Origin of the sequence: Streptomyces sp. NPDC051913 (genome assembly GCF_044593635.1) — a bacterium.
Taxonomy (GTDB): domain Bacteria; phylum Actinomycetota; class Actinomycetes; order Streptomycetales; family Streptomycetaceae; genus Streptomyces.
The window spans coordinates 130,773-153,233 of the sequence record NZ_JBIUCI010000002.1 but is presented as its reverse complement, the minus strand read 5'-3'; the positions used below and the strand labels follow the sequence as shown (position 1 = coordinate 153,233).

The 22,461-nt window shown below is 71.3% G+C and carries 22 protein-coding genes; 6 read left to right on the top strand and 16 right to left on the bottom strand.

Features of this window, described 5'->3' with window-relative positions; genetic code table 11:
* Positions 1-36: 36 nt before the first annotated feature.
* The 5 genes from ACIHIX_RS06070 to ACIHIX_RS06050 form a co-directional block, all read right to left on the bottom strand.
* Positions 37-729 carry an ABC transporter ATP-binding protein gene (locus ACIHIX_RS06070; RefSeq protein ID WP_399950402.1) on the bottom strand — a complete coding sequence of 231 codons (693 nt, stop codon included), beginning with the start codon at positions 727-729 and terminating at the stop codon, positions 37-39.
* Positions 730-794: 65 nt separating this feature from the next.
* A complete protein-coding gene (locus ACIHIX_RS06065; RefSeq protein WP_399950399.1) occupies positions 795-1,967 on the bottom strand; it encodes an alginate lyase family protein in 1,173 nt (390 codons plus the stop codon).
* A gap of 171 nt (positions 1,968-2,138) precedes the next feature.
* The gene (locus ACIHIX_RS06060) at positions 2,139-2,906 is read right to left on the bottom strand and encodes a DUF3710 domain-containing protein (protein WP_329333795.1); all 768 of its coding nucleotides are present in this window, start codon (positions 2,904-2,906) and stop codon (positions 2,139-2,141) included.
* A 1-nt stretch (position 2,907) separates the two neighbouring features.
* Complete coding sequence (gene dut, locus ACIHIX_RS06055) at positions 2,908-3,459, bottom strand: dUTP diphosphatase (RefSeq protein WP_399950396.1); 552 nt, start codon at positions 3,457-3,459, stop codon at positions 2,908-2,910.
* Positions 3,456-4,040, bottom strand: a complete 585-nt coding sequence (locus ACIHIX_RS06050; RefSeq protein WP_399950393.1) for a PaaI family thioesterase — start codon at positions 4,038-4,040, stop codon at positions 3,456-3,458. Before ACIHIX_RS06050 ends, dut begins: the two co-directional genes overlap by 4 nt.
* 58 nt (positions 4,041-4,098) lie before the next feature.
* Here ACIHIX_RS06050 and ACIHIX_RS06045 point away from each other — a divergent pair, with 58 nt between their 5' ends.
* A complete protein-coding gene (locus tag ACIHIX_RS06045; RefSeq protein ID WP_329333801.1) occupies positions 4,099-4,560 on the top strand; it encodes a DUF3093 domain-containing protein in 462 nt (153 codons plus the stop codon).
* Positions 4,561-4,625: 65 nt separating this feature from the next.
* Here ACIHIX_RS06045 and ACIHIX_RS06040 read toward each other — a convergent pair whose 3' ends face one another.
* The 4 genes from ACIHIX_RS06040 to ACIHIX_RS06025 form a co-directional block, all read right to left on the bottom strand.
* The gene (locus ACIHIX_RS06040) at positions 4,626-5,597 is read right to left on the bottom strand and encodes a hypothetical protein (protein ID WP_399950390.1); all 972 of its coding nucleotides are present in this window, start codon (positions 5,595-5,597) and stop codon (positions 4,626-4,628) included.
* Between the two features lie 13 nt (positions 5,598-5,610).
* Entirely contained in the window at positions 5,611-5,907 is a 297-nt protein-coding gene (locus tag ACIHIX_RS06035; protein ID WP_005481602.1) for a DUF4193 domain-containing protein, read from the bottom strand.
* Between the two features lie 393 nt (positions 5,908-6,300).
* A complete protein-coding gene (locus ACIHIX_RS06030) occupies positions 6,301-7,539 on the bottom strand; it encodes a sensor histidine kinase (protein ID WP_399950386.1) in 1,239 nt (412 codons plus the stop codon).
* 8 nt (positions 7,540-7,547) lie between these two features.
* Complete coding sequence (locus tag ACIHIX_RS06025) at positions 7,548-8,201, bottom strand: response regulator transcription factor (protein WP_046257092.1); 654 nt, start codon at positions 8,199-8,201, stop codon at positions 7,548-7,550.
* Positions 8,202-8,626: 425 nt separating this feature from the next.
* Between ACIHIX_RS06025 and ACIHIX_RS06020 the strand changes: the two genes are divergently transcribed.
* Positions 8,627-8,791: a hypothetical protein gene (locus tag ACIHIX_RS06020; RefSeq protein ID WP_399950382.1), complete on the top strand. Its 165-nt coding sequence runs from the start codon at positions 8,627-8,629 to the stop codon at positions 8,789-8,791.
* Between the two features lie 83 nt (positions 8,792-8,874).
* On the opposite strand, the gene ACIHIX_RS06015 is transcribed toward ACIHIX_RS06020, so the two are convergent.
* Both ACIHIX_RS06015 and ACIHIX_RS06010 read right to left on the bottom strand, forming a co-directional pair.
* Positions 8,875-9,693, bottom strand: a complete 819-nt coding sequence (locus ACIHIX_RS06015; RefSeq protein ID WP_399950379.1) for an inositol monophosphatase family protein — start codon at positions 9,691-9,693, stop codon at positions 8,875-8,877.
* A gap of 8 nt (positions 9,694-9,701) precedes the next feature.
* On the bottom strand, positions 9,702-10,829 hold the full coding sequence (locus ACIHIX_RS06010; RefSeq protein WP_399950376.1) for a ferrochelatase: 1,128 nt from the start codon (positions 10,827-10,829) through the stop codon (positions 9,702-9,704).
* A 188-nt stretch (positions 10,830-11,017) separates the two neighbouring features.
* On the opposite strand from ACIHIX_RS06010, the gene ACIHIX_RS06005 reads away from it, so the two are divergent.
* The 3 genes from ACIHIX_RS06005 to sepH all read left to right on the top strand — a co-directional run bounded on the left by ACIHIX_RS06005 (position 11,018) and on the right by sepH (position 14,989).
* A complete protein-coding gene (locus ACIHIX_RS06005; protein ID WP_399950373.1) occupies positions 11,018-12,259 on the top strand; it encodes an MFS transporter in 1,242 nt (413 codons plus the stop codon).
* Positions 12,219-13,538 (top strand): D-arabinono-1,4-lactone oxidase, encoded by a 1,320-nt coding sequence (locus ACIHIX_RS06000; protein WP_399950370.1) that lies wholly within the window; start codon positions 12,219-12,221, stop codon positions 13,536-13,538. Before ACIHIX_RS06005 ends, ACIHIX_RS06000 begins: the two co-directional genes overlap by 41 nt.
* A 404-nt stretch (positions 13,539-13,942) precedes the next feature.
* Positions 13,943-14,989, top strand: a complete 1,047-nt coding sequence (sepH, locus tag ACIHIX_RS05995; protein WP_399950367.1) for a septation protein SepH — start codon at positions 13,943-13,945, stop codon at positions 14,987-14,989.
* A gap of 65 nt (positions 14,990-15,054) precedes the next feature.
* Here sepH and ACIHIX_RS05990 read toward each other — a convergent pair whose 3' ends face one another.
* Complete coding sequence (locus tag ACIHIX_RS05990) at positions 15,055-15,906, bottom strand: sulfurtransferase (RefSeq protein WP_399951906.1); 852 nt, start codon at positions 15,904-15,906, stop codon at positions 15,055-15,057.
* 294 nt (positions 15,907-16,200) lie between these two features.
* On the opposite strand from ACIHIX_RS05990, the gene ACIHIX_RS05985 reads away from it, so the two are divergent.
* Positions 16,201-16,977 carry a VOC family protein gene (locus ACIHIX_RS05985; RefSeq protein WP_399950364.1) on the top strand — a complete coding sequence of 259 codons (777 nt, stop codon included), beginning with the start codon at positions 16,201-16,203 and terminating at the stop codon, positions 16,975-16,977.
* Between the two features lie 6 nt (positions 16,978-16,983).
* Here ACIHIX_RS05985 and ACIHIX_RS05980 read toward each other — a convergent pair whose 3' ends face one another.
* Genes ACIHIX_RS05980 through ACIHIX_RS05965 form a run of 4 tightly spaced genes read right to left on the bottom strand, consistent with a single transcriptional unit; the run spans position 16,984 to position 22,333 of the window.
* Positions 16,984-17,631: a thymidine kinase gene (locus ACIHIX_RS05980; RefSeq protein ID WP_329333822.1), complete on the bottom strand. Its 648-nt coding sequence runs from the start codon at positions 17,629-17,631 to the stop codon at positions 16,984-16,986.
* A gap of 52 nt (positions 17,632-17,683) precedes the next feature.
* Entirely contained in the window at positions 17,684-18,877 is a 1,194-nt protein-coding gene (locus ACIHIX_RS05975) for an alkaline phosphatase family protein (protein ID WP_399950361.1), read from the bottom strand.
* Entirely contained in the window at positions 18,877-19,464 is a 588-nt protein-coding gene (locus ACIHIX_RS05970; RefSeq protein WP_399950358.1) for a DUF5998 family protein, read from the bottom strand. Before ACIHIX_RS05970 ends, ACIHIX_RS05975 begins: the two co-directional genes overlap by 1 nt.
* Positions 19,465-19,516: 52 nt before the next feature.
* Positions 19,517-22,333, bottom strand: coding sequence for a GNAT family N-acetyltransferase (locus tag ACIHIX_RS05965; RefSeq protein WP_399950355.1), 2,817 nt, complete (start codon positions 22,331-22,333; stop codon positions 19,517-19,519).
* Between the last annotated feature and the right edge of the window lie 128 nt (positions 22,334-22,461).

The following is a 22,461-nucleotide window of genomic DNA, read 5'->3' as shown; positions in this document are numbered from 1 at the left end:
CAACCCTGACGGCACGCGCGGCACCCGAGGACCCGCTCAGCCCTGGACTATCTCCCCGTCGCCCAGTTCCAGGACCCGGTCGGCCAGGTCCAGCAGGGTCGCGTCGTGCGTGGCGACGAGGGCGGTGACGTTCTCGCTGCGCACGACGGCGCGCAGCAGTTCCATCACGGCGTGCCCGGTCTCCGCGTCGAGCTGGCCCGTGGGCTCGTCGGCGATGAGCAGCGAGGGGCTGTTGGCGAGGGCGCGGGCGATGGCGACCCGCTGCTGCTGGCCGCCGGAGAGCTCGGTCGGCCGCTGGGCGGCGTGGTCGGCGAGGCCGACGAGGGACAGCAGCAGCTCGACGCGCTCCTCACGCGCGCGTGCGTCGGCCCGGCGCAGTCGCAGGGGGACGCCGACGTTCTCGGCGGCGGTGAGGATCGGGATGAGCCCGAAGGACTGGAAGACGAATCCGACGTGATCCCGGCGCAGGGCGAGCAGCCCGTCCTCGTCCAGTGCGGCGAGGTCGCGCCCGCCGACCTCGACCCGCCCCTGGTCCGGTGCGTCGAGCCCGCCGACGATGTTGAGGAGCGTGGTCTTCCCGGATCCCGAGCGCCCCTTGAGGGCGACGAGCTCCCCGCGCGGCACCTCCAGGGAGACGCCGCGCAGGGCGTGGACGACGCCGGCGCCTCGACCGTAGGACTTGTGGACGTTCTCGACCCGGACCATGGTCTCGGTGACCACCTGGCTCATGTGCCCTCCCCCGTGCGGACCGGGCGCCAGTATCCCCACCGGGCGCCCGGCTGTTCAACGGTCGGTCAGCTCGGATTGTCCCCGTGGGTGAGGGTCTCCCAGGCCACGAAGAGGTTGTTGGAGCCGGCCGGGCGGTTCCGCTCGGTCAGGGTCTGGGTGTTGGTCATGGCGATGCCGAGGCGGTTGTGCAGGGCGTTGTAGCCGACCTCCGTGACGGGCCCGAGCCCGAGCTTCAGCGAGCCGCCGCACAGCCAGCTGGGCACGGCGGTCCCCAGCTCGTACTTCGCCTGGAAGCCGAGCGCCTGCCGCAGCCGCTCGCCCACGTCGGTGCCGTACAGGTCCTGCCCCTGGACACGGCTGGTCTCGGCGATGTGCGCGATGGCCGAGATGCCGTAGCCGGTGTGCGTGAGGTCGCGGCAGGTCTCCTGGGTGAGGCCGGTGACGAAGGTGGACTGTCCCTGCCAGTACGCGACGATCTTCGCCGTGGTGTCGAGGTTCTGGCTCGGCACGGTCTTCGGCACGGAGCCGTCGGAGGCGAGGTACACATAGGCGGCCGTGCGCGTGCGGAACTTCGCCATGGCCTTGTCGTACGACGCCTTGTCCTCCAGGAAGACGGAGATGCCGACGGCGGCCTCCATCATCGACAACTCCCAGTTGCCGTTGGAGTTGGAGCCGTTGATGATCTCGGGGAGGTAGACGTTACGGAGCATGGTCGCGAAGCGCCCGGAGTTGGCCCAGCCACCGGTGTACGTGTACTTGATGATCTCGGCGGCCTTGGGCCAGGAGGAGCCGGCCCAGCCGGTCTGGAGGGGCGCGTTGCTGTTGGTGTGGTCCGTGAGGGTCGCGGACCAGGCGTCCATCAGCTGAATGGCCTTCTTGGCGTACCGGTCGTCGCGGGTGATGTACCAGGCGAGGGCGTCGGTGTACGCGGCGATCGCGTCCTCGCGCTCGTCGGTGCAGCCGTAGTTGGGGTTGGAGTAGGAGCCGCATTCGACGACCGCGCGGGGCTTGGGCGTGCGGTTCAGATCGGCGTACTTGCTCGCCAGCATCTGATCGAAGGCGCCTTTCCAGGGCTGGGCGCCGGCGTTGACCTTGGTGCGGGCGAAGTCCAACTGGCCCTGGGAGACGGTGACTCCGGGGTGGACGAAGGTGGCGGGGGCGGCCGGGGCGGCGGTGGGCCAGGCCAGAGCGCCGGCGACGAGGGCGGCCACGGTCGTGAGGAGAGCGGTTCTGCGCATACGTGGGGGGCCTTCCGTTCTCGTATATGAACGTAAAGCGCCTTTGTGAACAGACGCGTTGGGCCGAGACGGTAGGTACAGACCAATGCGCCGTCAAGAGTCCGCGCAGGACCTCGTGCATGACAAAGGGCCGTACCCCGCGACGGGGTACGGCCCTTGACGCCTACTTGCCTACCGGACCTCGGTGATCTCCGGGCCGCGCTGGAGCTGGCCCATGCCGCCGGAGAACCGGGAGCCCTCCTGGTCCTGCTGCTGGACACCCTCGGGGACCATCTGCGCGTCGTTCGGCAGTTTGAGGACGATCGGGTCGCGGGGCGCCATGGGGCCCTCGCCGCGGACCACGACCGTGTCCCGGAAGATCTGCTCCAGCAGACCGGCCGCCTGCGGCTGCACCGCGCCCTGCCCCGAGATCACACCGCGCAGGAACCAGCGCGGACCGTCCACCCCGACGAACCGCACGACCTGGAAACCGCCCGTGCCGTCCGGCAGCTGCACCGGCACCTGGGCCCGCAGCTCCCAGCCCAGCGGACCCTCGACCTCGTCGACGATGCCGCCCTGCTGGGTGATGCCGGTCGCGATCTCCTCGCGCACCTCACCCCAGATGCCCTCACGCTTGGGAGCGGCGAAGGCCTGCAGCTGGACCGCGCTGTCGCGCAGCACCACGGTCGCCGCGACGATCGCGTCACCCGCGACCTCGACCCGCAGCTCCATGCCGTCGACGCCGGGCACGAAGATGCCACCCAGGTCCACCCGGCCCTCGCCCGGTTCGCTCACCTCGGAGTCGTCCCAGGGCCCGTCGGGCCGCGGCTCGGGCTCGAGCCTCACCCGCTCGCGCTCGCCGTCTTCGTCGTCCGCCTCAGTGTCGACACTGTCGACGACCTGCTCGGCCTCGCCGGCCGCGCCCTCGGCGGCATCCTTCTTCTTGCGACGTCCGAACACGTCACTGTCCTTCCCGGTCGGATACGACCGATGCGTATCGATTCCCACCCGTTGCGCCGCCGACGGCGGCCTGACCGCTTGTGCTGTTCGTACCGGCCACCGCGGCATGGCCTCCGGTGGACCCGAAGCCCCCTTCGGCCCGCACCGAGTCGGGCAGCTCCGCGACCTCCTGGAAGCTGACCCGCTCGACCTGCTGGACGACCAGTTGGGCGATCCGGTCGAAGCGCTCGAACCGCACCGCCTCGCGCGGGTCGAGATTCACCACGATCACCTTGATCTCCCCACGGTACCCGGCATCAACCGTCCCCGGGGCATTCACGAGAGCGACACCGCAGCGGGCGGCGAGACCGGATCGGGGGTGCACGAAGGCCGCGTACCCCTCCGGCAGCGCGACAGACACCCCGGTGGGCAGCACGACCCGCTCGCCCGGTCGCAGTTCACAGCTCTCGGTGGTGCGCAGATCGGCTCCCGCGTCACCGGGGTGCGCGTACGACGGAAGCGGTACGTCGGGGTCGACGCGCCGGATCAGCACGCTCACGGGCTCACGGGTCACGGGTTCACCTCGAAGGCACGGGCACGCCGGACCTGGTCCGGGTCGTCCATGGCGGCCCGGATCTCCTCGGGGCGGCCGTTGTCGATGAAGTGGTCGACCTTCACCTCGACGAAGAGCGCGTCCGCGCGGACGGCGACGGGCCCCTCGGGGCCGCCGATCCGGCCGGTCGCGGTCGAGTAGATCTTGCGCCCGGCGACGGCCGTGACACGGGCCTCCAGATACAGCACCGTGCCCACGGGAACGGGCCGCGCGAAGTCGGTCTCCAGGCGTCCCGTCACCGCGATCGTGCGCAGGAGCCAGTTCAGGGAGCCGAGCGTCTCGTCGAGGGCGGTCGCCAGCACACCGCCATGCGCGAGTCCGGGAGCGCCCTGGTGGGCGGGGCGCACGGTGAACTCGGCGGTGACCGAGACGCCTTCGCCCGCGCGGGCCGCCAGATGCAGGCCGTGGGCCTGGCCGTCACCGCAGCCGAAGCACTCGCCGTAGTGCGCGCCGAGGAGCTCGCCGGGCGCGGGCGCGTCGGGATGACGCACCGGCGGCGCGGCGTCGGCCGGAGGCTGAAGAGCTGCGGAAGTACCACTCACAGCCGCAGACCTTACCCGCGCGTCGGCCGTGTTCTCACACCGTGCCAAGCTTGGATTCATGCAGCTCTCCGCGACCCCGTACGAAGAACGTCTCACCGCCCCCCGTTCCTGGTGGCTGATCTCGTTCCTGGTGGGGGTCTCCTTCGCCCTCATCCTGCTGCCGTTCGGCACCCTGCCGCTGCTCGGCGGCCTGGTCGGCGGCACCGCCGCGGCCGCGGTCGTCGCCAGCTCCTACGGCTCGCAGCGCATCCGGATCGTGGGCGACTCCCTGATCGCCGGAGAGGCGAAGATCCCGGTCACGGCGCTGGGCGAGACGGAGATCCTGGATGCCGAGGAGGCGCGCGCCTGGCGCACGTACAAGGCCGACACCCGCGCCTTCCTGCTGCTGCGCGCCTACATCCCCACCGCGCTGCGCGTGATGGTCACCGACCCCGAGGACCCGACGCCGTACCTGTATCTGTCGACGCGCGAGCCGGAGCGGCTGGCGGAGGCGATCCGGCAGGCGCGCGAAGCCGCGTAGAACATTCGCGCCAGTGGTCACCCGGCGGCCCGGCCACGGGTACTTCCGGGACTCTCACGGAACTCTTACCGGCCGCGTCGGCCCTCGCCGTGCCCGCGCCCGAGTTCCTTCGCGACGTCCCCCACCGTCAGGGGATCCGCCGGCGCCTCCAGCGGCGGAAGCTCGGGGAGCGCGTCCCAGGGCACCTGGATCCTCCGCAGGTCCGCGCGGATACGGGTCGCGAGCTTTCTGGTGTCCCTGCGGTTCATGACCGCGCCCACGGCGGCGCCGACCATGAACGGCATCAGGTTCGGCAGGTCGCGGACCATGCGCTTCATGATCTGCTGCCGCAACTGGTTCTTCATCGGGCCGCTGAGTGCGGAGTTGATCGTCGACGGCTTGGTCACGTCGATGCCGCGCTCACCCGACCAGGAGTTCAGGTACGCCGTGCTGCGGTCCTTGAGGCCGCCAGGCGGTCGCACACCGTAGACCTCGTGGAGCTCGGCGATCAGCTTGAGTTCGATCGCCGCGACCCCGGTGATCTCGGCGGCCAGCTCCGTGGGCATCGCGGGTGGCACAGGGAGCATCGCCGCCGCTCCGACACCCGCGCCGACCGTCGCGGTGGCCGCCGCGGCGCCCGCCACGAGCTTGTCGGCGAGCTGCTCGGGCCCGAGGCCCGGGAACTGCCTGCGCAGCGCCTGGAGGTCGCGTACGGGGATTCTGGGGGCGTTGTCGATGATCCGGTCGGCGAGGTACGCCAGGCCCGCCCTGGCCCGGCTGCCGCCCTTGCGGACGCCTTCCCCGACCTTTTCCCGGATCACCGCGACCCGTCGCTTGGCGACGGGCGCGGGGTACCGCTCCGCGGGGGCCGGGAGGTCAGCCCGGCCGGCCGCGGGTTCGAGCGAGGCCGATCCCGTACCGGAGATTCCTGTGTCGGAAGCTCCCGTACCGGATGAGCCCCGCTCGTCGTCACGCGCGCCGTGAGGGCCGTCGGACGGCCCTTGGTCCGCTCCCGGCAGGTGGGGGCGGCGCTTCCAGGGAGGGGTCGAGCCAGTCACGGCCGACCCGTCCTCAGTCGCAGTCGCGGCAGATCGGCTGACCGTTCTTCTCGCGGGCCAGCTGGCTGCGGTGGTGCACCAGGAAGCAGCTCATGCAGGTGAACTCGTCCTGCTGCTTGGGCAGCACCCGGACGGCCAACTCCTCGTTCGAGAGGTCCGCGCCGGGCAGTTCCAGGCCTTCGGCGGCCTCGAACTCGTCGACGTCCACTGCGGACGTCGACTTGTCGTTCCGCCTGGCCTTCAGCTCTTCAAGGCTGTCCGAGTCGACGTCGTCGTCGGTCTTGCGTGGGGTGTCGTAATCCGTTGCCATGTCGCTCTCCCCCTCTGGGTGTCTGCGGTGTCTCCAGCGCACGTAACGCGTGAGAGGCCGGACTTGTGCCCGACCCGAGGCGGAGATTTTGCCTCACATCAAGGTCTGTTACTCAATCGACACCCAACCGGACCCCTCATGAGTGATCGGCTGGGATGGCGATGGGGACCGTACACGGTCCGAATGCCGCACTTCAAAGGCGTCTCACCGTGTACTTCCCGTGATCAAGGCCCCCGAAAACCCGGACTTTCCCGGCTTTCCGACTGCCTTCTTGATCACTGTCAGTAGATGGCCGGAAATTCGCCCTTGTGATCGATCACACACGGGGCGGCTCGACGAGTGCCCAGAAAATTCCGCGCAAAGCGAACATCCCCGTGTGTCGGCGACATGGTCTCAGATCGGAAGGGTGACCCGCATCACGAGGCCTCCCCCCTCGCGCGGCTGTGCGTAGATGTGCCCGCCGTGCGCCCGGGCGACCGAGCGGACGATGGACAGGCCGAGCCCGACGCCCTTGTCGCTGCCGGTCCGGTCGGCCCCTCTCAGCCGCTTGAACGGCTCGAAGAGATTGTCGATCTCGTACGCGGGCACGACCGGCCCCGTGTTCGACACGACCAGCAGCGCCTGGCCGTGCTGGACCTCGGTGGTGACCTCGACCCAGCCGCCCTCCGGCACGTTGTACCGCACGGCGTTCTGCACCAGGTTCAGCGCGATCCGCTCCAGCAGTACGCCGTTGCCCTGGACGACCGCGGGCTTCTGCTCCCCGCGGATCGTCACGCCCTTGGCCTCGGCCTCCGCGTGCACCTGGTCGACGGCCTGCTCGGCGACCTCGGCGAGGTCCACGGGCTTGCGCTCGACGATCTGGTTGTCGCTGCGGGCGAGCAGCAGCAGTCCCTCCACGAGCTGCTCACTGCGTTCGTTGGTGGCCAGGAGGGTCTTGCCCAGCTGCTGGAGCTCCACGGGCGCGCCGGGGTCCGAGAGATGAACCTCCAGCAGCGTGCGATTGATCGCCAGCGGGGTTCTCAGTTCGTGCGAGGCGTTGCCGACGAAGCGCTGCTGGGCCGTGAAGGCCCGCTGGAGGCGCTCCAGCATGTCGTCGAAGGTGTCGGCCAGCTCCTTCAGCTCGTCGTCCGGGCCGTCCAGCTCGATCCGTCGCGACAGGTCCGAGCCCGCCACCGCGCGGGCGGTCCGGGTGATCCGGCCCAGCGGGGACAGCACACGGCCGGCCATGGCGTAGCCGAAGGCGAAGGCGATGATCGCGAGGCCGAGGAGGGCGAGGAGGGAGCGGCTGAGGAGGTTGTCGAGGGCGTGCTGACGTTGTTCGTTGACGCACTCGTTGAGGGCGTGATTGAGGTCGGCGGCGGGCAGCTGGGTCGAGGTGATGTTGCAGCTCTCGCTGGACACCGTGCCGGTGACGACCTTGAAGGGCAGGTCGCTCCCGACGTTCAGCGCGTTCGCCGCCAGCAGGTAGATGATCGACAGCAGCAGGATGCCGGCGATCAGGAACATCCCGCCGTAGAGCAGGGTCAGCCTTATCCGGATGGTGGGACGCAGCCAGGGGAACGGAAGCTCCGGCCTGCGGGGATCCCAGGTGGGTTTCGGGGGCGCCTCGGGCGGCGCGGGAGTGGCGGCCACGATGCGTCTCAGATCCGGTAGCCGGAACCGGGGACGGTGACGATGACGGGCGGCTCGCCCAGCTTGCGGCGCAGGGTCATGACGGTCACGCGCACGACGTTGGTGAACGGGTCCGTGTTCTCGTCCCAGGCCTTCTCCAGGAGCTGCTCCGCGGAGACGACCGCGCCCTCGGAGCGCATCAGCACCTCCAGGACGGCGAACTCCTTGGGCGCGAGCTGGACTTCCTTGCCGTCGCGGAAGACCTCGCGGCGGTTCGGGTCGAGCTTGATGCCGGCGCGCTCCAGGACGGGCGGCAGCGGCATGCTGGTGCGCCGGCCGAGGGCACGCACGCGTGCGGTGAGCTCACTGAAGGCGAAGGGCTTGGGCAGATAGTCGTCGGCGCCGATCTCCAGGCCCTCGACCCGGTCGCTGACGTCGCCGGACGCGGTGAGCATCAGCACGCGCGTGGGCATGCCGAGCTCGACGATCTTGCGGCAGACGTCGTCCCCGTGGACGAGGGGGAGGTCGCGGTCGAGGACGACCACGTCGTAGTCGTTGACGCCGATGCGCTCCAGGGCGGCCGCACCGTCGTACACGACGTCGACGGCCATGGCCTCCCGGCGCAGTCCGGTGGCCACCGCATCGGCGAGCAGCTGCTCGTCCTCGACGACGAGTACGCGCACGTCGCTTGTCCTTCCTGTGTCCACCCGTGTCCACTCGCGTAGCGCTTCTCGGGCACACGGGCAGGGGTGTCGGTGAGAGTGTTGACCTCCATCCTGCCCTTTTCGGCCATAAGTCGGCTGTAAGGCGGGTGAGCACCGTCTGAACGACAGGTATGAAGCCCGGGAATGCGAGATTTTCTCGTTCGGTTGAGGTTTCCGTGGAGGGGAGCGGGGGGAGGACGGCTTTACACCCCGCGATCACGCTCTGCATGTGCCGCAGCACCATGCGGTACACCGCAATCCGCTTTCCGCAGAGTGGGCGTGGGTGTCCGGCGCCGTCGCCGCCCAGCAGGGCAGCGCTGGGCATCTGCAGGAGACGTGATCGCCCCTTCCGAACGGCACACCCCCGTGCCACCGACCCACGACCCAGGACGAGGGGGCGCAGCATGGACGCATTCACCGCAGGACTTCTGCAGCGCATAAGGACGACCGAGTCCGACCTGACGCGGGCTCGCGACGAGGGCGACGACTTCCTCGTCGAGGTGGAACAGGCCGAGCTCGACGACCTGCGCCGCCTGGCCTTCGAGCACGGTGTGGAGGTCAGCGCGTAGCGTCTGATCGATACATCAGTACGACGGCGGGGCCCCGGTGAATCCAGCACCGGGGCCCTTGTCGTGCGTGGCGTCGCAGGACGTCAGTCGTGCCAGGCGCCGAAGTCCTCCAGGAGGCGCTGGAGGGGCTCGAAGACGCCCGGGGTGGCAGCGATCGCCAGATGGTGTGCGGGGCGCTCTCCGGGGCGTCCACCGGTCAGGGCGCCCGCTTCCCGGGCGATGAGGTCGCCCGCGGCCAGGTCCCAGGGGTGAAGGCCACGTTCGTAGTAGCCGTCCAGGCGTCCTGCCGCCACGTCGCAGAGGTCCACCGCGGCCGACCCGCTGCGGCGGATGTCGCGGAGGAGCGGGATCAGGCGGTGGGCCACCTCGGCCTGGTGGGTGCGGACCTCCAGGACGTAGTTGAAGCCCGTCGAGACCAGGGCCTGGTCGAGAGGCGGAGCGGGACGGCAGTTGAGCGCGCGGTCGCCGGACCAGGTGGGGCCCGTCGCCCACGCGCCCTCGCCCCGCACCGCGTGGTACGTCTCGCCCCGCATGGGGGCGGCCACCACGCCGACGACCGTCTCCCCGTCCTGCTCGGCGGCGATGGAGACCGCCCAAGTGGGGAGCCCGTAGAGGTAGTTGACCGTGCCGTCGAGGGGGTCGATCACCCATCGGACGCCGGTCATGCCCTCGTTGGACGCGCCCTCCTCGCCCAGGAAACCGTCGTCCGGGCGGTGCGCGGAGATCAGGTCCGTGATCAGCTTCTCCGCCGCGATGTCCATCTCGGTGACCACGTCGATGGGGCTCGACTTGGTCCTGGCGACCTCCAGGTCGGCCGGGCGGCCGTCCCGGAGGAGTTCGCCGGCGCGGCGGGCCGCCTCCTGGGCGAGCTTGAGCAGTTCGGTGTGGAAGGGGTCGGTCACCGGGGTCCTCACGCGTAGGGGCTGTCGGCGCCCGCGGCGGCCGGGCGGGGGGCTCTGGCGGGGCAGCAGCCCACCGGGCAGAGGTTGTGGCTCGCGCCGAGCGCGCCCAGCGCGCACGGGGTGACCTCCTGGCCGCGTTCCGTCGCCGCCCGCTCCAGGACCAGGTCCCGGACGGCCGCCGCGAAGCGCGGGTCGGCGCCGACGGTGGCCGAGCGCCGCATCGGCAGCCCCAGCTCCTCCGCCTTCGCCCTGGCCTCCGTGTCGAGGTCGTAGAGGACCTCCATGTGGTCGGAGACGAAGCCGATGGGGGCGATCACGACGGCCGGGACGCCGGCCTCGTGGCGCTCCTCCAGGTGGTCGCAGATGTCGGGCTCCAGCCACGGGATGTGCGGGGCTCCGGAGCGGGACTGGTAGACGAGCTGCCAGGGGTGGTCGATGCCCGTGCGGTCCCGGACCGCTTCGGCGATCAGCCGCGCGACCTCCAGGTGCTGTTTCACGTACGCACCACCCTCGCCGTGCTCCTCCACCGGGCCCGAGGTGTCCGCCGAGGCGTCCGGGACGGAGTGGGTCGAGAAGGCGAGGTGAGCGCCGTCGCGGACCTCGTCGGGGAGGTCGGCGAGTGAGGCGAGCACGCCCTCGATCATGGGCTCCAGGAAGCCCTCGTGGTTGTAGTAGTGGCGGAGTTTGTCGACCTTCGGCAGCTCCACGCCCTCGGCCTCCAGGGCCGCGAGGGAGTCCGCGAGGTTCTCGCGGTACTGACGGCAGCCCGAGTACGACGCGTAGGCGCTGGTGGCGAGGACCAGGACGCGGCGGCGGCCGTCGGCGACCATCTCGCGCAGGGTGTCCGTCAGGTACGGGGCCCAGTTGCGGTTGCCCCAGTAGATCGGCAGGTCCAGGCCGTGCTCGGCGAAGTCCTTGCGCAGGGCGTCGAGCAGGGCGCGGTTCTGGTCGTTGATGGGGCTGACGCCGCCGAACAGGAAGTAGTGCTGCCCGACTTCCTTGAGACGTTCCGTGGGGATGCCTCGCCCACGCGTCACGTTCTCCAGGAACGGGACCACGTCGTCCGGGCCCTCGGGGCCGCCGAACGAGAGCAGGAGCAGGGCGTCGTAGGGGGTGGCATCGCGCGCGTCTGGCATGGATCGATCCTGTCATCCGGTACTGACAGCCGGGAAACGGTGGGGTGGCGAACGGGGTTCCCGGGCCGTCCGGGCGGGTGCGTTAGGGTCGCCTTACTCGTAAGCTGTATCAGCTGCGTTCGCGCCTTACTGGGCCGTTGACCGCCGACTTCGCTGAGCCGCTTCACTTCCCTTGACCGGAGACCCCCGTGCCGAGCCCGTACCGCGCCCTGTTCGCCGCCCCCGGCTCCAAGGGCTTCTCCGCCGCGGGGTTCCTCGGCCGGATGCCGCTGTCGATGATGGGCATCGGCGTGGTGACCATGGTGTCCCAGCTGACGGGGCGCTACGGCCTCGCCGGGGCGCTGTCGGCCACCATGGCGCTGGCCGCGGCGGTGGCGGGGCCGCAGGTGTCGCGGCTGGTCGACCAGTACGGGCAGCGGCGGGTGCTGCGTCCGGCGACGCTCATCGCGCTCGTCGCCGCGGCCGGGCTGCTGTTCGCGGCGCACTACAGGTGGGCCGACTGGACGCTGTACGTGTTCAGCGCCGGCATCGGCTGTGTGCCGAGCATCGGCGCGATGATCCGCGCGCGGTGGGCCGCCCTCTACCGCGACACCCCGCAGTTGCACACGGCGTACTCCTTCGAGTCGGTCGTCGACGAGGTGTGCTTCATCTTCGGGCCGATCATCTCCATCGGGCTGTCCACGGCCTGGTTCCCCGAGGCCGGACCGCTGCTGGCCGCCTGCTTCCTCGCGGTCGGTGTCTTCTGGCTGACCTCGCAGCGGGCCACCGAGCCCGCGCCGCACCCGCGCGAGCACGACGGGCACGGTGGCAGCGCCCTGCGCTCCCCCGGCCTCCAGGTGCTGGTGGCCACCTTCGTGGCGACCGGGGCGATCTTCGGGGCAGTGGACGTGGTCACCGTGGCGTTCGCCGACGAACAGGGCCACAAGGGGGCCGCGAGCGTGGTGCTCGCCCTGTACGCGGCGGGATCGTGCGTGGCGGGCCTGGTGTTCGGTCTGCTGCGCTTCAAGGGAGCCCCGGAACCTCGCTGGCTGCTGGGCATATGCGCGATGGCCGTGAGTATGATCCCCCTCCTACTGGTCGGAAACTTGCCGTTTCTGGCCGTGGCGCTGTTCGTGGCGGGACTGTCCATCGCACCGACGATGATCACGACGATGTCCCTCATCGAGCAGCACGTACCACGCGCGCAACTGACCGAGGGCATGACCTGGATCAGCACAGGGCTCGCGGTCGGGGTCGCGCTCGGCTCCTCCGTGGCCGGCTGGGTCATCGACGCGGCCGGGGCGCAGGCCGGGTACGGGGTTCCGGCGGTGTCCGGAGCCGTCGCGGTCGCGGTCGGTTTCCTGGGGTATCGCCGGCTCAAGCGGCCGGTTCCGCGTCGGGGAGGCACCGTTGAGCACCACAGTGAGCGGGAAGAACGGCACGTGGCGTAACTGGGGCGGCAATGTCGCCGCCCGTCCCGCGCGGGAGGTCACTCCGGCCTCCGTGGAGGAGCTGGCGGACGCCGTCCGGAAGGCCGCCGAGGACGGGCTGAAGGTCAAGCCCGTCGGCACCGGGCACTCCTTCACCTCCATTGCGGCGACCGACGGTGTCTTGATCCGCCCTCAACTGTTGAGCGGCATACGCGACATCGACCGGGACGACATGACCGTCACGGTCGGGGCGGGCACGCAGCTCAAGAGGCTCAACCTGGCGCTCGCGCGCGAGGGGCTCTCGCTGCGGAACATGGGCGACATCATGGAGCAGACCGTCTCCGGCGCCATCAGCACCGGTACGCACGGCACCGGGCGGGAGTCGGGCTCGATCGCCGCCCAGATCAAGGGGCTTGAGCTGGTCACCGCCGACGGGACGGTGCTCACCTGTTCCGAGAAGGAGAACCCCGAGGTCTTCGCGGCGGCCCGGATCGGGCTGGGCGCGCTCGGCATCGTCACCGCCATCACGTTCGCGGTGGAGCCGGTCTTCCTGCTCACCGCGCGCGAGGAACCGATGCCGTTCGACCGGGTGCTCGCCGACTTCGACGAGCTGTGGGCCGAGAACGAGCACTTCGAGTTCTACTGGTTCCCGCACACCGGCAACACCAACACCAAGCGCAACAACCGCAGCGCGGGCCCGGAGAAGCCGGTGCCGCAGCTCCAGGGCTGGATCGAGGACGAGTTCCTCTCCAACGGCGTCTTCCAGGTGGCCCAGTGGGTCGGCCGCGCGGCGCCCGGCACGATCCCCACGATCGCCCGGATATCCAGCAAGGCCCTGTCCGCGCGGACCTACACCGACGTCCCGTACAAGGTCTTCACATCGCCGCGCCGGGTGCGGTTCGTGGAGATGGAGTACGCCGTGCCGCGCGAGGCGGCGGTGACGGTGCTGCGTGAACTGCGCACCATGGTCGACCGCTCCGGGATGAAGGTCAGCTTCCCCGTGGAGGTCCGCACCGCGCCCGCAGACGACATCACGCTGTCCACGGCGTCGGGGCGCGACAGCGCCTACATCGCCGTCCACATGGTCAAGGGCACGCCGTACCAGGCGTACTTCACCGCCGCGGAGCGCATCTTCACCGCGCACGAGGGGCGGCCGCACTGGGGCAAGGTGCACACGCGCGACGCCGAGTACTTCTCCGGGGTGTACCCGCGCTTCGGCGAGTTCACCGCGCTGCGGGATCGACTTGATCCTGATCGCCGGTTCCAGAACGACTACTTGCGGCGGGTGCTGGGGGCGTAGTCGCTTGGTTCCGTTTCTGGTGATTCCGTGAAATACGCCACGTTCAAGATCCCCAAATTCCTTGCCAGGAACGGCCAAGTCCCATCCCCCGCAGGAAGTTGGGCGGCGCGCCAATCCACGCACGTGGTCCGAATGGAGTACTGTTGCGAGCCCTGGGTCCGGTCTCCCGCCTGGGCGTCCGTGGCCTTCAAGGACCGCCGGGAGGGGGCTGGTTGCACAGGGTGACGGAGTTGGTCACTTAGCGTTGCGAATAGGTAACCGTGCCATAACGGCGACTCAGGGCCCGTGCCCGACACGCCGGGCAACTCGGCAAGGTTGTGGCAGGCTGCACCCGGGCAGGCCACACTCGACTAGCGGAAGCAGCGACGCACGTGACGTCGGCAGGCACCACCCGGGAGGTCCCCATGCCCGAACTGCGTGTCGTGGCCGTCTCGAATGACGGCACACGGCTGGTGCTGAAGGCTGCGGACAGCACGGAGTACACGCTTCCGATTGACGAGCGTCTGCGCGCCGCCGTACGCGGCGACCGTCCCCGCCTCGGCCAGATCGAGATCGAGGTGGAGAGTCATCTCCGCCCCCGCGACATTCAGGCACGTATACGCGCCGGCGCGACGGCCGAAGAGGTCGCGCAGATGGCCGGCATCCCCGTCGACCGGGTCCGTCGCTTCGAGGGCCCCGTGCTCGCGGAGCGCGCCTTCATGGCCGAGCGGGCCCGCAAGACGCCCGTCCGCCGGCCCGGCGAGAACGCCGGACCGCAGCTCGGCGAGGCCGTCCAGGAGCGACTGCTGCTGCGTGGCGCCGACAAGGACACCGTCCAGTGGGACTCCTGGCGCCGCGACGACGGCACCTGGGAGGTCTTGCTGGTCTACCTGGTCGCGGGCGAACCGCACTCGGCGAGCTGGACGTACGACCCGCCCCGGCGGCTCGTCCAGGCCGTCGACGACGAGGCGCGCTCGCTGATCGGTGAGTCCGACGACCTCGCGGCCTCGCCGGAGCCCAGCTTTCCCTTCGTACCGCGCATCGCCCGGCTGCCCCGCGACCGGCCGCTGGACCGTTCCCTCGACCGGGAGCGTCTTGGCCTGCCCGCGCCGGCGCCCGAGCCGGTCGAGGAGGAGAGCGCGAGCGAACGCGACTCGCTGACAAGCCTGTTGGAGGCCGTGCCCAGCTTCCGGGGCGACCTCGTGGTCCCGGAGCGCCCGTCCGAGACACCCGCCCCGGAGGAGGAGCCCGCCGACGAACCCGCGGCGGAGGAACCCCCGGCGCCCGCCGCCTCGGCCGGTTCCGCCTACGCGGACGTCCTCATGCCCCGCTCGGTCGGCGCCCACCGCGACCGTCTCGTCGGCGCCACCGACCGTCAGGCCGAGGCGGACGGCGTCCGCCCGGGCCGCCGGGCGGCGGTCCCGAGCTGGGACGAGATCGTGTTCGGGACCCGACGGAAGAAACAGGACTAGTCGGTCGTACGACGTCCATGAGGGCCCGCGCCGGGTGGCGCGGGCCCTCATGCCGCTGTGACCGGCTACTGCGGGTCCGGCCCCACGGCGACCGGCCGCGACGGGTCCGAGGACCACTCCGACCAGGACCCCACGTACAGCGCCGCGGGGATGCCCGCGACCGCCAGCGCCAGCACCTCGTGCGCGCCGGAGACGCCGGAACCGCAGTACACGCCGACGGGAGAGTCGTCCGAGACGCCGAGGGCCTTGAAGCGGGCGTGCAGCTCCTCGGCGGGCAGGAAGCGTCCGTCCCCCGCGACGTTCTCGTTGGTGGGCGCGGACACAGCGCCCGGGATGTGCCCGCCGACCCGGTCGATCGGCTCCACCTCACCCCGGTACCTCTCCCCCGCGCGGGCGTCGAACAGCACTCCGGAGCGGGCCAGAGCCGCGGCCGCGTCGGCGTCGAGGAGTTCCGTCGCGCGGGGCGCCGGCACGAAGTCGCCCTCCGCCGGGGTCGGCGCGGACGTCTCCAGCGGCCCCTCCCAGGACGGCAACCCGCCGTCGAGGACCCGCACGTCCGGGTGACCCGTCCAGCGCAGCATCCACCACGCGCGGGCGGCCGCCCAGCCCTGTCCGCCGTCGTAGACGATCACCGGCGTCCCGGCCGAGACGCCCGCCCGGCGCATCGCGGCGCCGAAGTCGGCGACGTCGGGCAGCGGGTGCCGGCCGCCCGCGCCGGGGGCCGCGGCGAGCTCCCGGTCCAGGTCAACGAAGACCGCGCCCGGAATGTGTCCGGCCGCGTACGCGGCGTGACCGTCGAAGGGCGGCTCCCCGGCCGCCTTGGCCATGCTCAGCTGCCAGCGGACGTCGAGGACGACTGGCGGGTTCTGACCGGCCAGGTCGCTCGCGAGTTCGGATGCGGAGATGATGGCGTTCATGGCCACCATCCTCGCGTACGGGGTGGCCGCATCGTCCATGTCCGGCTACTCTGCTCCGCCGGGCAGGCCCGATCACGAGGCGTACGGGATCGGGCACATGCTGTACAGCCGATCGACATCCGTCAGCAATCGCGCAGCAACGGGCGAGGAACCGCACGCCGGGCATTCTGCGGGAAGGGTACGGAGCAGCGGCGCGCCCGGGCGCGCGGCACCACGGGTGGTGCGAGCATCGGCACGGGGTTCCGGAGCACGGCGGCGACACGGCCGCCGCAAGGGGTCGAGGAGAGAGTGACGATGACCGAGGCACATGGGTCGGCCGGCCCGAACGGCACGCCCTGCTGGGTGAGTCTGATGGTGCACGGGCTGACCACGACCCAGGAGTTCTACGGCGAGCTGTTCGGTTGGGAATTCCAACCCGGCCCGCAGCAGCTGGGCCCGTACGTGCGCGCCCTGTTGGACGGCCAGGAAGTCGCCGGCATCGGCCAGCTACCGCCCGACCGCCATCTCCCCGTCGCCTGGACGCCGTACCTCGCCTCGGACGACGTGGACCTGACGGCGGAGACGGTGCGCCTGTGCGGCGGCACCGTGGGCGTGGGGCCGCTGGACGCGGGAGACGCCGGGCGCCTGGCGATCGGCTCCGACCCCTCCGGTGCGGTGTTCGGCGTGTGGCAGGCGGGAGCGCACCGCGGCACGGGCATCGCGGGTGTGGCGGGCACCCCGGCCTGGCACGAGCTGCTGACCTTCGAGACGGCGAGCGTCGCCAAGTTCTACGAGACGGTCTTCGGCTACGACGAGGAGCCGGTCGTCTCCGCCGACTTCGACTACGTCACCCTCCGCCTCGCCGATCGCCCGGTCGCCGGGATCCACGGCGTCGGCAACTCCCTCCCCCGCGACCGGGGCCCCCACTGGATGACGTACTTCCAAGTGGCCGACGCGGACGCGACCCTGCACCACCTCACCACCCTGGGCGGCCACGTCCTCAAACGTCCCCATGACACCCCCCACGGCCGCATCGCCACGGTCTCCGACCCGGAGGGGGCACGTTTCTCGCTGGTGGAGGCGGCGCGGTGAGGCCGCTCAGACCGAGTTGACCGGCAGCACGTCCGGGGACAGCGCCGCCGCTCTCGCCGTCGCCGCGGTCATACGGCGGCGGTGGTGACGGCGGCACAGGACCTCGTACCCGATGGCTTCCGCCTGGTTGACGTCGCCCACCACGACCTGAGCGCCTTCCACCACCATCTCGCCTCCTATGGTGCGGGCGTTGTGGGTGGCTCGGGCGCCGCACCAGCAGAGTGCCTCGACCTGGAGGACCTCCACGCGGTCGGCGAGCTCCACGAGGCGTTGGGAGCCCGGGAAGAGCTTGGAGCGGAAGTCCGTGGTGATGCCGAAGGCGTAGACGTCCAGGCCCAGGTCGTCGACCACGCGGGCGAGTTGGTCGATCTGTCCCGGCGCCAGGAACTGGGCCTCGTCGGCGATGACGTAGTCCGCGCGGCCGCCCTGGGAGAGGTGGTCGACGAGGTAGGCGTACAGGTCCTGGCCGTCCTCGACCTCCACCGCGTCCGTGACGAGACCGAGGCGGGAGGAGAGCTTGCCCTCGCCCGCGCGGTCGTCCCGCGTGAAGATCATGCCCTGCAGGCCGCGGGCCGAGCGGTTGTGCTCGATCTGGAGAGCCAGGGTCGACTTCCCGCAGTCCATCGTTCCGGAGAAGAACACCAGCTCGGGCATGGGAAGTCGAGGACCTTTCGGCAGGGAGGGCGCTACGGGGGTGAGGAGGGCTTCAGGAGCGTACTTCGAGCAGCGGGACGAACTGCTCGGCAGGGGTCATCGAACCGTGGTTGCCGACCATCGCCGACTCCTTCGGCTCCCGCTCGGACGCGATGATCAGGACGTCGTCCCGCGCGGCCGCGACCACGTCACCGAGGCGCGCGTACACGCGCTCGTCGATGTGCGGGCCGAACCAGCCCGCCGCGATCGCCTCGTCGCGCGAGGCCACCCAGAACTGCTCGCCGAGCACCTCGCGCCAGCAGGTCAGAACGTCGTTGGCGGCGCCCGGGACGGCGTAGACATGGCGGGCGCGACCCTCGCCACCGAGCAGGGCGACCCCGGCCCGCAGCTCCCAGTCCTCGTCGAAGTCGATGCGGTGCTGCTCGTCGAACGGGATGTCGACCATGCCGTGGTCGGCGGTGACGTAGAGCGCGCTGTTCGGCGGGAGTTGTTCCGCCAGCCGCTGGACCAGGCGGTCCACGTGCATGAGCTGGCCGCGCCAGGTGTCGGAGTCCACGCCGAAGCGGTGGCCCGCGCCGTCGAGTTCGGCGTAGTACGTGTAGACCAGCGCGCGGTCGGCGGCGGCCAGCTGCCCGGCCGCGAGGTCCATACGGTCCTCGCCGGACAGGCGGCCCAGGAACGTGCCGCCGCTCAACGCCACCTTGGTCAGCGGGGTGTTCTCGAACGTGGGCGACGACACCTGGGCGGCGTGCACCCCCGCGTCGTGGGCCAGCTGGAAGATCGTGGGGTACGGCTGCCACGCGCGCGGCTGGGTCCACGGCTGCCAGCGCAGCTGGTTCATCAGCTCACCGGTGTCCGGATTGCGCACGGTGTAGCCGGGCAGCCCGTGCGCGCCCGGCGGCAGTCCTGTGCCGACGGAGGCGAGGGAGGTCGCGGTCGTCGCCGGGTAGCCGGCGGTGAGCGGGCGGCCGGTGCCGCCGCGGGAGCTGTCGAGGAGTGCGGTCATGAAGGGCGCGTCCTCGGGGTGCGCCCGCAGCTGCTCCCAGCCGAGGCCGTCGATCAGGAACACGCAGTTCCGGTCGGCGGGGGCCAGTTCCGTGATCGTCGCGGTCGTCCCGGGCACGCCCATGCCCGCGGCCAGCGTGGGCAGGAGGTCGGCGAGGGAGCCGCTGCCGTACTGCGGCAGGGGCGCGGAGTCCACGGCGAGCGGTTCCGGGTGCGGGTCCCAGGCGGTGGGCTGTGCCATCAGCGGGTGATGTCCGCGGTCGCCTCGGAGAGGGACTGCGCGAAGGCGAGGGCCTGGCGCACCGTCTCCGGGCCGTCCCCGGCCTCGCTGACGCGCAGGCTGAGGTCGTCCGCCGTCGAGTTGCCCGTGTAGCCGTGGTCCGCCTCGCAGTTGGGGTCGCCGCAGGCGGCGGGCTCCAGGTCGATGCGGGAGACGGCGCCCCAGCCGATGGTCAGGACGACCTCGCGGGGCAGGGTGCCCGGCTGGTACTGCTCCGGGTTGGCGACGACGCGGCTGAGCACGACCGACGAGATCCGGCCGAGCTTGACCGACTCGGTGGAGGTGGTCGCGTACGGCGTCGGGGACGTGGTGTCGGCGGCCTGCTCGTCGGTGTGGCTGACGATGAAGCGGTGCTCGGTGAGGACGAGCACGGTCACGTGCCGCCGCACCTCGTTCTGGTCGAACGTCGTCTCCTGGTGGACCAGGTACGACCGGATGGGCTCGCCGCCCACGGCGGCCTCCACCGCCTCGGCCACGAGGGCCGGGTAGTAGCCGCTGCGCTCGATCGCCGCGCGCAGCCCCTGGGTCGTCGTACTGGTCTTGGCCATGACGTCCATCCTACGGGGGTGCACTGACTGCGAGGCACCGCTCACGAAGGTCTCAGTAGGCCGGCAGCGTCCGTGGGCCCAGGTCGTCGCGGGCGGGCGGCGGCGCCAGCCGGACGGACGCGCCGAGCACGCTCAGGCCGTGCGGGGCGACGACGACCGGTTCCAGGGTGACCGCGACGACCTCGGGGTGGTCGTCGACGAGGCGGGACACCCGCAGCAGCAGTTCCTCCAGGGCGGCCGTGTCGACCGGCGCCGAGCCGCGCCAGCCGAACAGGAGCGGTGCCGTCCGGATGGACCGGACCAGGGTGGCGGCCTCACGGTCGGTGACCGGGATCAGCCGGTGCGCGGTGTCGCCGAGCAGCTGCGAGGCGGCTCCGGCGAGCCCGAAGGAGAGCACGGCGCCGGCCGCCGGGTCGATGACGGCCCGTACGACGGTGTCCACGCCGCGCGGGGCCATCCCCTGCACGACCGGGCGCAGCTCCTCGGGCGCGCCGAACAGCTCGGTCAACTCGGTGTACGCGCGCCGCAGTTGTTCCTCGTCGGCGAGGTCGAGCCGGACGCCGCCCAGGTCAGCGCGGTGGCGCAGGTGGGGGGCGGTGGCCTTGAGGGCGACGGGGTAGCCGAGGGTGCGCGCGGCGGCGGCCGCGTCGTCGGGGGTGGGGGCGGCGAGGGCTCGGTGGACGGGGATGCCGTACTTGCCGAGGAGGTCGCAGGTCTCGTCGGCGCCGAGCGTGAGGCCCTGTCCGCGCGCGAGGAGGCCGTCGATGAGCCGGGCGGCGCCCTTCTCGTCGATGGCGGCGTCGATGGACTCCGGGACCTTGCCGGGGTCGGCCGCCTCGCGCCGCCACTGGGCGTACTTCACTGCTTCGCCGAGGGCGCGGACCGCGCGTTCGGCGGCGGGGTAGGCGGGGATGAGGCGGGGGCCGGCCTTGGAAGTCTCCTCGGGGTCCTTGGCGGCGAGGCGGTCCAGGGCACGGAAGGGGTGGGACGCGCTCGGTGTCGCGGCCTGCGGTGCCGTGCTGGTCGCGGCGGAGAGAGCCTCGGCCAGCCCGCCCAGCTCCACGTGGACGACGAGGACGGGCTTGCCGGGCACCCGCTCGGCCGCCGAGCGCAGCGCCTCCGCGAGCGCGGCGTCGCCGGCGGCGCCCTCCCCGACCGCCGGTATCGCGGTCACCACGACCGCGTCGCACGTGTCGTCCGCCAACGCGCGCGAGAGCGCGGCGTGGAAGTCCTTCGCCGAGGCGGCCGTCGTCAGGTCCAGCGGGGGCAGCGGCCTGAGCCCCTCGGAGAGGCAGGCGTCGTAGGTGAGCAGTCCGAGCGACTCGGAGTTGCCGAGGATCGCCACGCGCGGGCCGCGCGGCAGGGGCTGACGGGCGAGGAGCAGGCCGGTGTCGACCAGCTCGGTGATGGTGTTCACGCGGATGACGCCGGCCTGCCGCAGCAGCGCGGACACGGTGGCGTGCGGCAGCCGCGTGGCCCGTACGGCGTGCCCTTGAGGGGCGGAACCGGCGCCCTGGACCACGACCAGCGGCTTCGCCGCCGCGGTACGGCGGGCGAGGCGGGTGAACTTGCGGGGGTTGCCGATGGACTCCAGGTACATGAGGACGACGTCGGTGTCCGGGTCGTCGTACCAGTACTGGAGGACGTCGTTGCCGGACACGTCGGCGCGGTTGCCCGAGGAGACGAACGTGGAGACGCCGGTGACCCCGGTGACGCCGCCGCCGCGTCGGTGCAGTCGGGACAGCAGGGCGATGCCGATGGCGCCGGACTGGGCGAACAGCCCGATGCGGCCGGGCCGTGGGGTCTCGTTGGCGAGGGAGGCGTTGAGCCGGACGTCCGGGTTGGTGTTGATGACGCCGAAGGCGTTGGGGCCGATGATCCGCATGCCGTACGCGCGCGCGTGCCGGACGAGTTCGCGCTGGCGCTCGCGTCCCTCGGGGCCGCTCTCGGCGTATCCGGCGGAGATCACGACGAGGCCCTGCACTCCGTGTTCGCCGCACTCGGTGACGACCTCGGGGACGTGCTCGGCGGGCACGGCGACGACCGCGAGGTCGACGGGGCCCTCGATGTCGCGCACCGAGCGGTGCGCGGGGATCCCGTCGAGCTCCTTGTCGGTGAAGGCCTTGTTCACGGCGTACAGGCGGCCGGTGAAACCGGCCTCGCGGATGTTGTCGAGGATGCTGCGGCCCACCCCGCCGGGGGTGCGGCCGACGCCGACGACGGCGACCGAGCCGGGCTTGAGCAGCCGCTCCACGGACCGGCCCTCCGCTCGCTGTTCGCGTGCGTACTGCACGGCCATCGAGCGGTCGGTGGGTTCGAGGTCGAACTCCAGGCGCACGACGCCGTCCTCGAAGCTGCGCTTCTGGGTGTACCCGGCGTCCATGAACACCTTGATCATCTTGGTGTTGGCGGGCAGCACCTCGGCGGCGAAGCGGCGGATGCCGCGCTCGCGGGCGACGGCGCCGATGTGTTCGAGGAGGGCGGAGGCGACACCGCGTCCCTGGTGGGCGTCCTGGACCAGGAAGGCGACCTCGGCCTCGTCGGAGGGCGCGGTCGCGGGCATTCCGTCGGCGCCGATGCGGTCGTAGCGTACGGTGGCGATGAACTCGCCTCCGACTGTGGCGGCGAGTCCCACCCGGTCCACAAAGTCGTGGTGCGTGAAGCGGTGGACGTCCTTTGCGGACAGGCGCGGGTAGGGCGCGAAGAAGCGGTAGTACTTCGACTCGTCCGAGACCTGCTCGTAGAAGCTGACCAGGCGCTCGGCGTCATCAACGGTGATGGGGCGGATGCGCGCGGTGCCGCCGTCGCGCAGCACCACGTCGGCCTCCCAGTGGGAGGGGTACTCGTGCCGGTCCGACGAGGTCTGCATGGGCCCCAGAGTACGGCTCGCGTACGACAACGGCGCGAGGCAGTCTGTGGAGAGCGCGACAGGATCGCAAGAGGACGGAAGCCGGACCGAGGCCGCGGTCCGACGACTCACCCCGGAGGGGACGAAGG

Excerpts from the sequence above, each read along its gene's own strand:
- sepH (WP_399950367.1), top strand. The coding sequence starts at position 13,943 with ATGCCCGAACTGCGTGTCGTGGCCGTCTCGAATGACGGCACACGGCTG.
- ACIHIX_RS06010 (WP_399950376.1), bottom strand. The coding sequence starts at position 10,829 with ATGCCAGACGCGCGCGATGCCACCCCCTACGACGCCCTGCTCCTGCTC.
- ACIHIX_RS06070 (WP_399950402.1), bottom strand. The coding sequence starts at position 729 with ATGAGCCAGGTGGTCACCGAGACCATGGTCCGGGTCGAGAACGTCCAC.
- ACIHIX_RS05990 (WP_399951906.1), bottom strand. The coding sequence starts at position 15,906 with ATGAACGCCATCATCTCCGCATCCGAACTCGCGAGCGACCTGGCCGGT.
- ACIHIX_RS06065 (WP_399950399.1), bottom strand. The coding sequence starts at position 1,967 with ATGCGCAGAACCGCTCTCCTCACGACCGTGGCCGCCCTCGTCGCCGGC.
- ACIHIX_RS06045 (WP_329333801.1), top strand. The coding sequence starts at position 4,099 with ATGCAGCTCTCCGCGACCCCGTACGAAGAACGTCTCACCGCCCCCCGT.
- ACIHIX_RS06035 (WP_005481602.1), bottom strand. The coding sequence starts at position 5,907 with ATGGCAACGGATTACGACACCCCACGCAAGACCGACGACGACGTCGAC.
- ACIHIX_RS05965 (WP_399950355.1), bottom strand. The coding sequence starts at position 22,333 with ATGCAGACCTCGTCGGACCGGCACGAGTACCCCTCCCACTGGGAGGCC.
- ACIHIX_RS06020 (WP_399950382.1), top strand. The coding sequence starts at position 8,627 with ATGGACGCATTCACCGCAGGACTTCTGCAGCGCATAAGGACGACCGAG.
- ACIHIX_RS05970 (WP_399950358.1), bottom strand. The coding sequence starts at position 19,464 with ATGGCCAAGACCAGTACGACGACCCAGGGGCTGCGCGCGGCGATCGAG.
- ACIHIX_RS05985 (WP_399950364.1), top strand. The coding sequence starts at position 16,201 with ATGACCGAGGCACATGGGTCGGCCGGCCCGAACGGCACGCCCTGCTGG.
- ACIHIX_RS05980 (WP_329333822.1), bottom strand. The coding sequence starts at position 17,631 with ATGCCCGAGCTGGTGTTCTTCTCCGGAACGATGGACTGCGGGAAGTCG.
- ACIHIX_RS05975 (WP_399950361.1), bottom strand. The coding sequence starts at position 18,877 with ATGGCACAGCCCACCGCCTGGGACCCGCACCCGGAACCGCTCGCCGTG.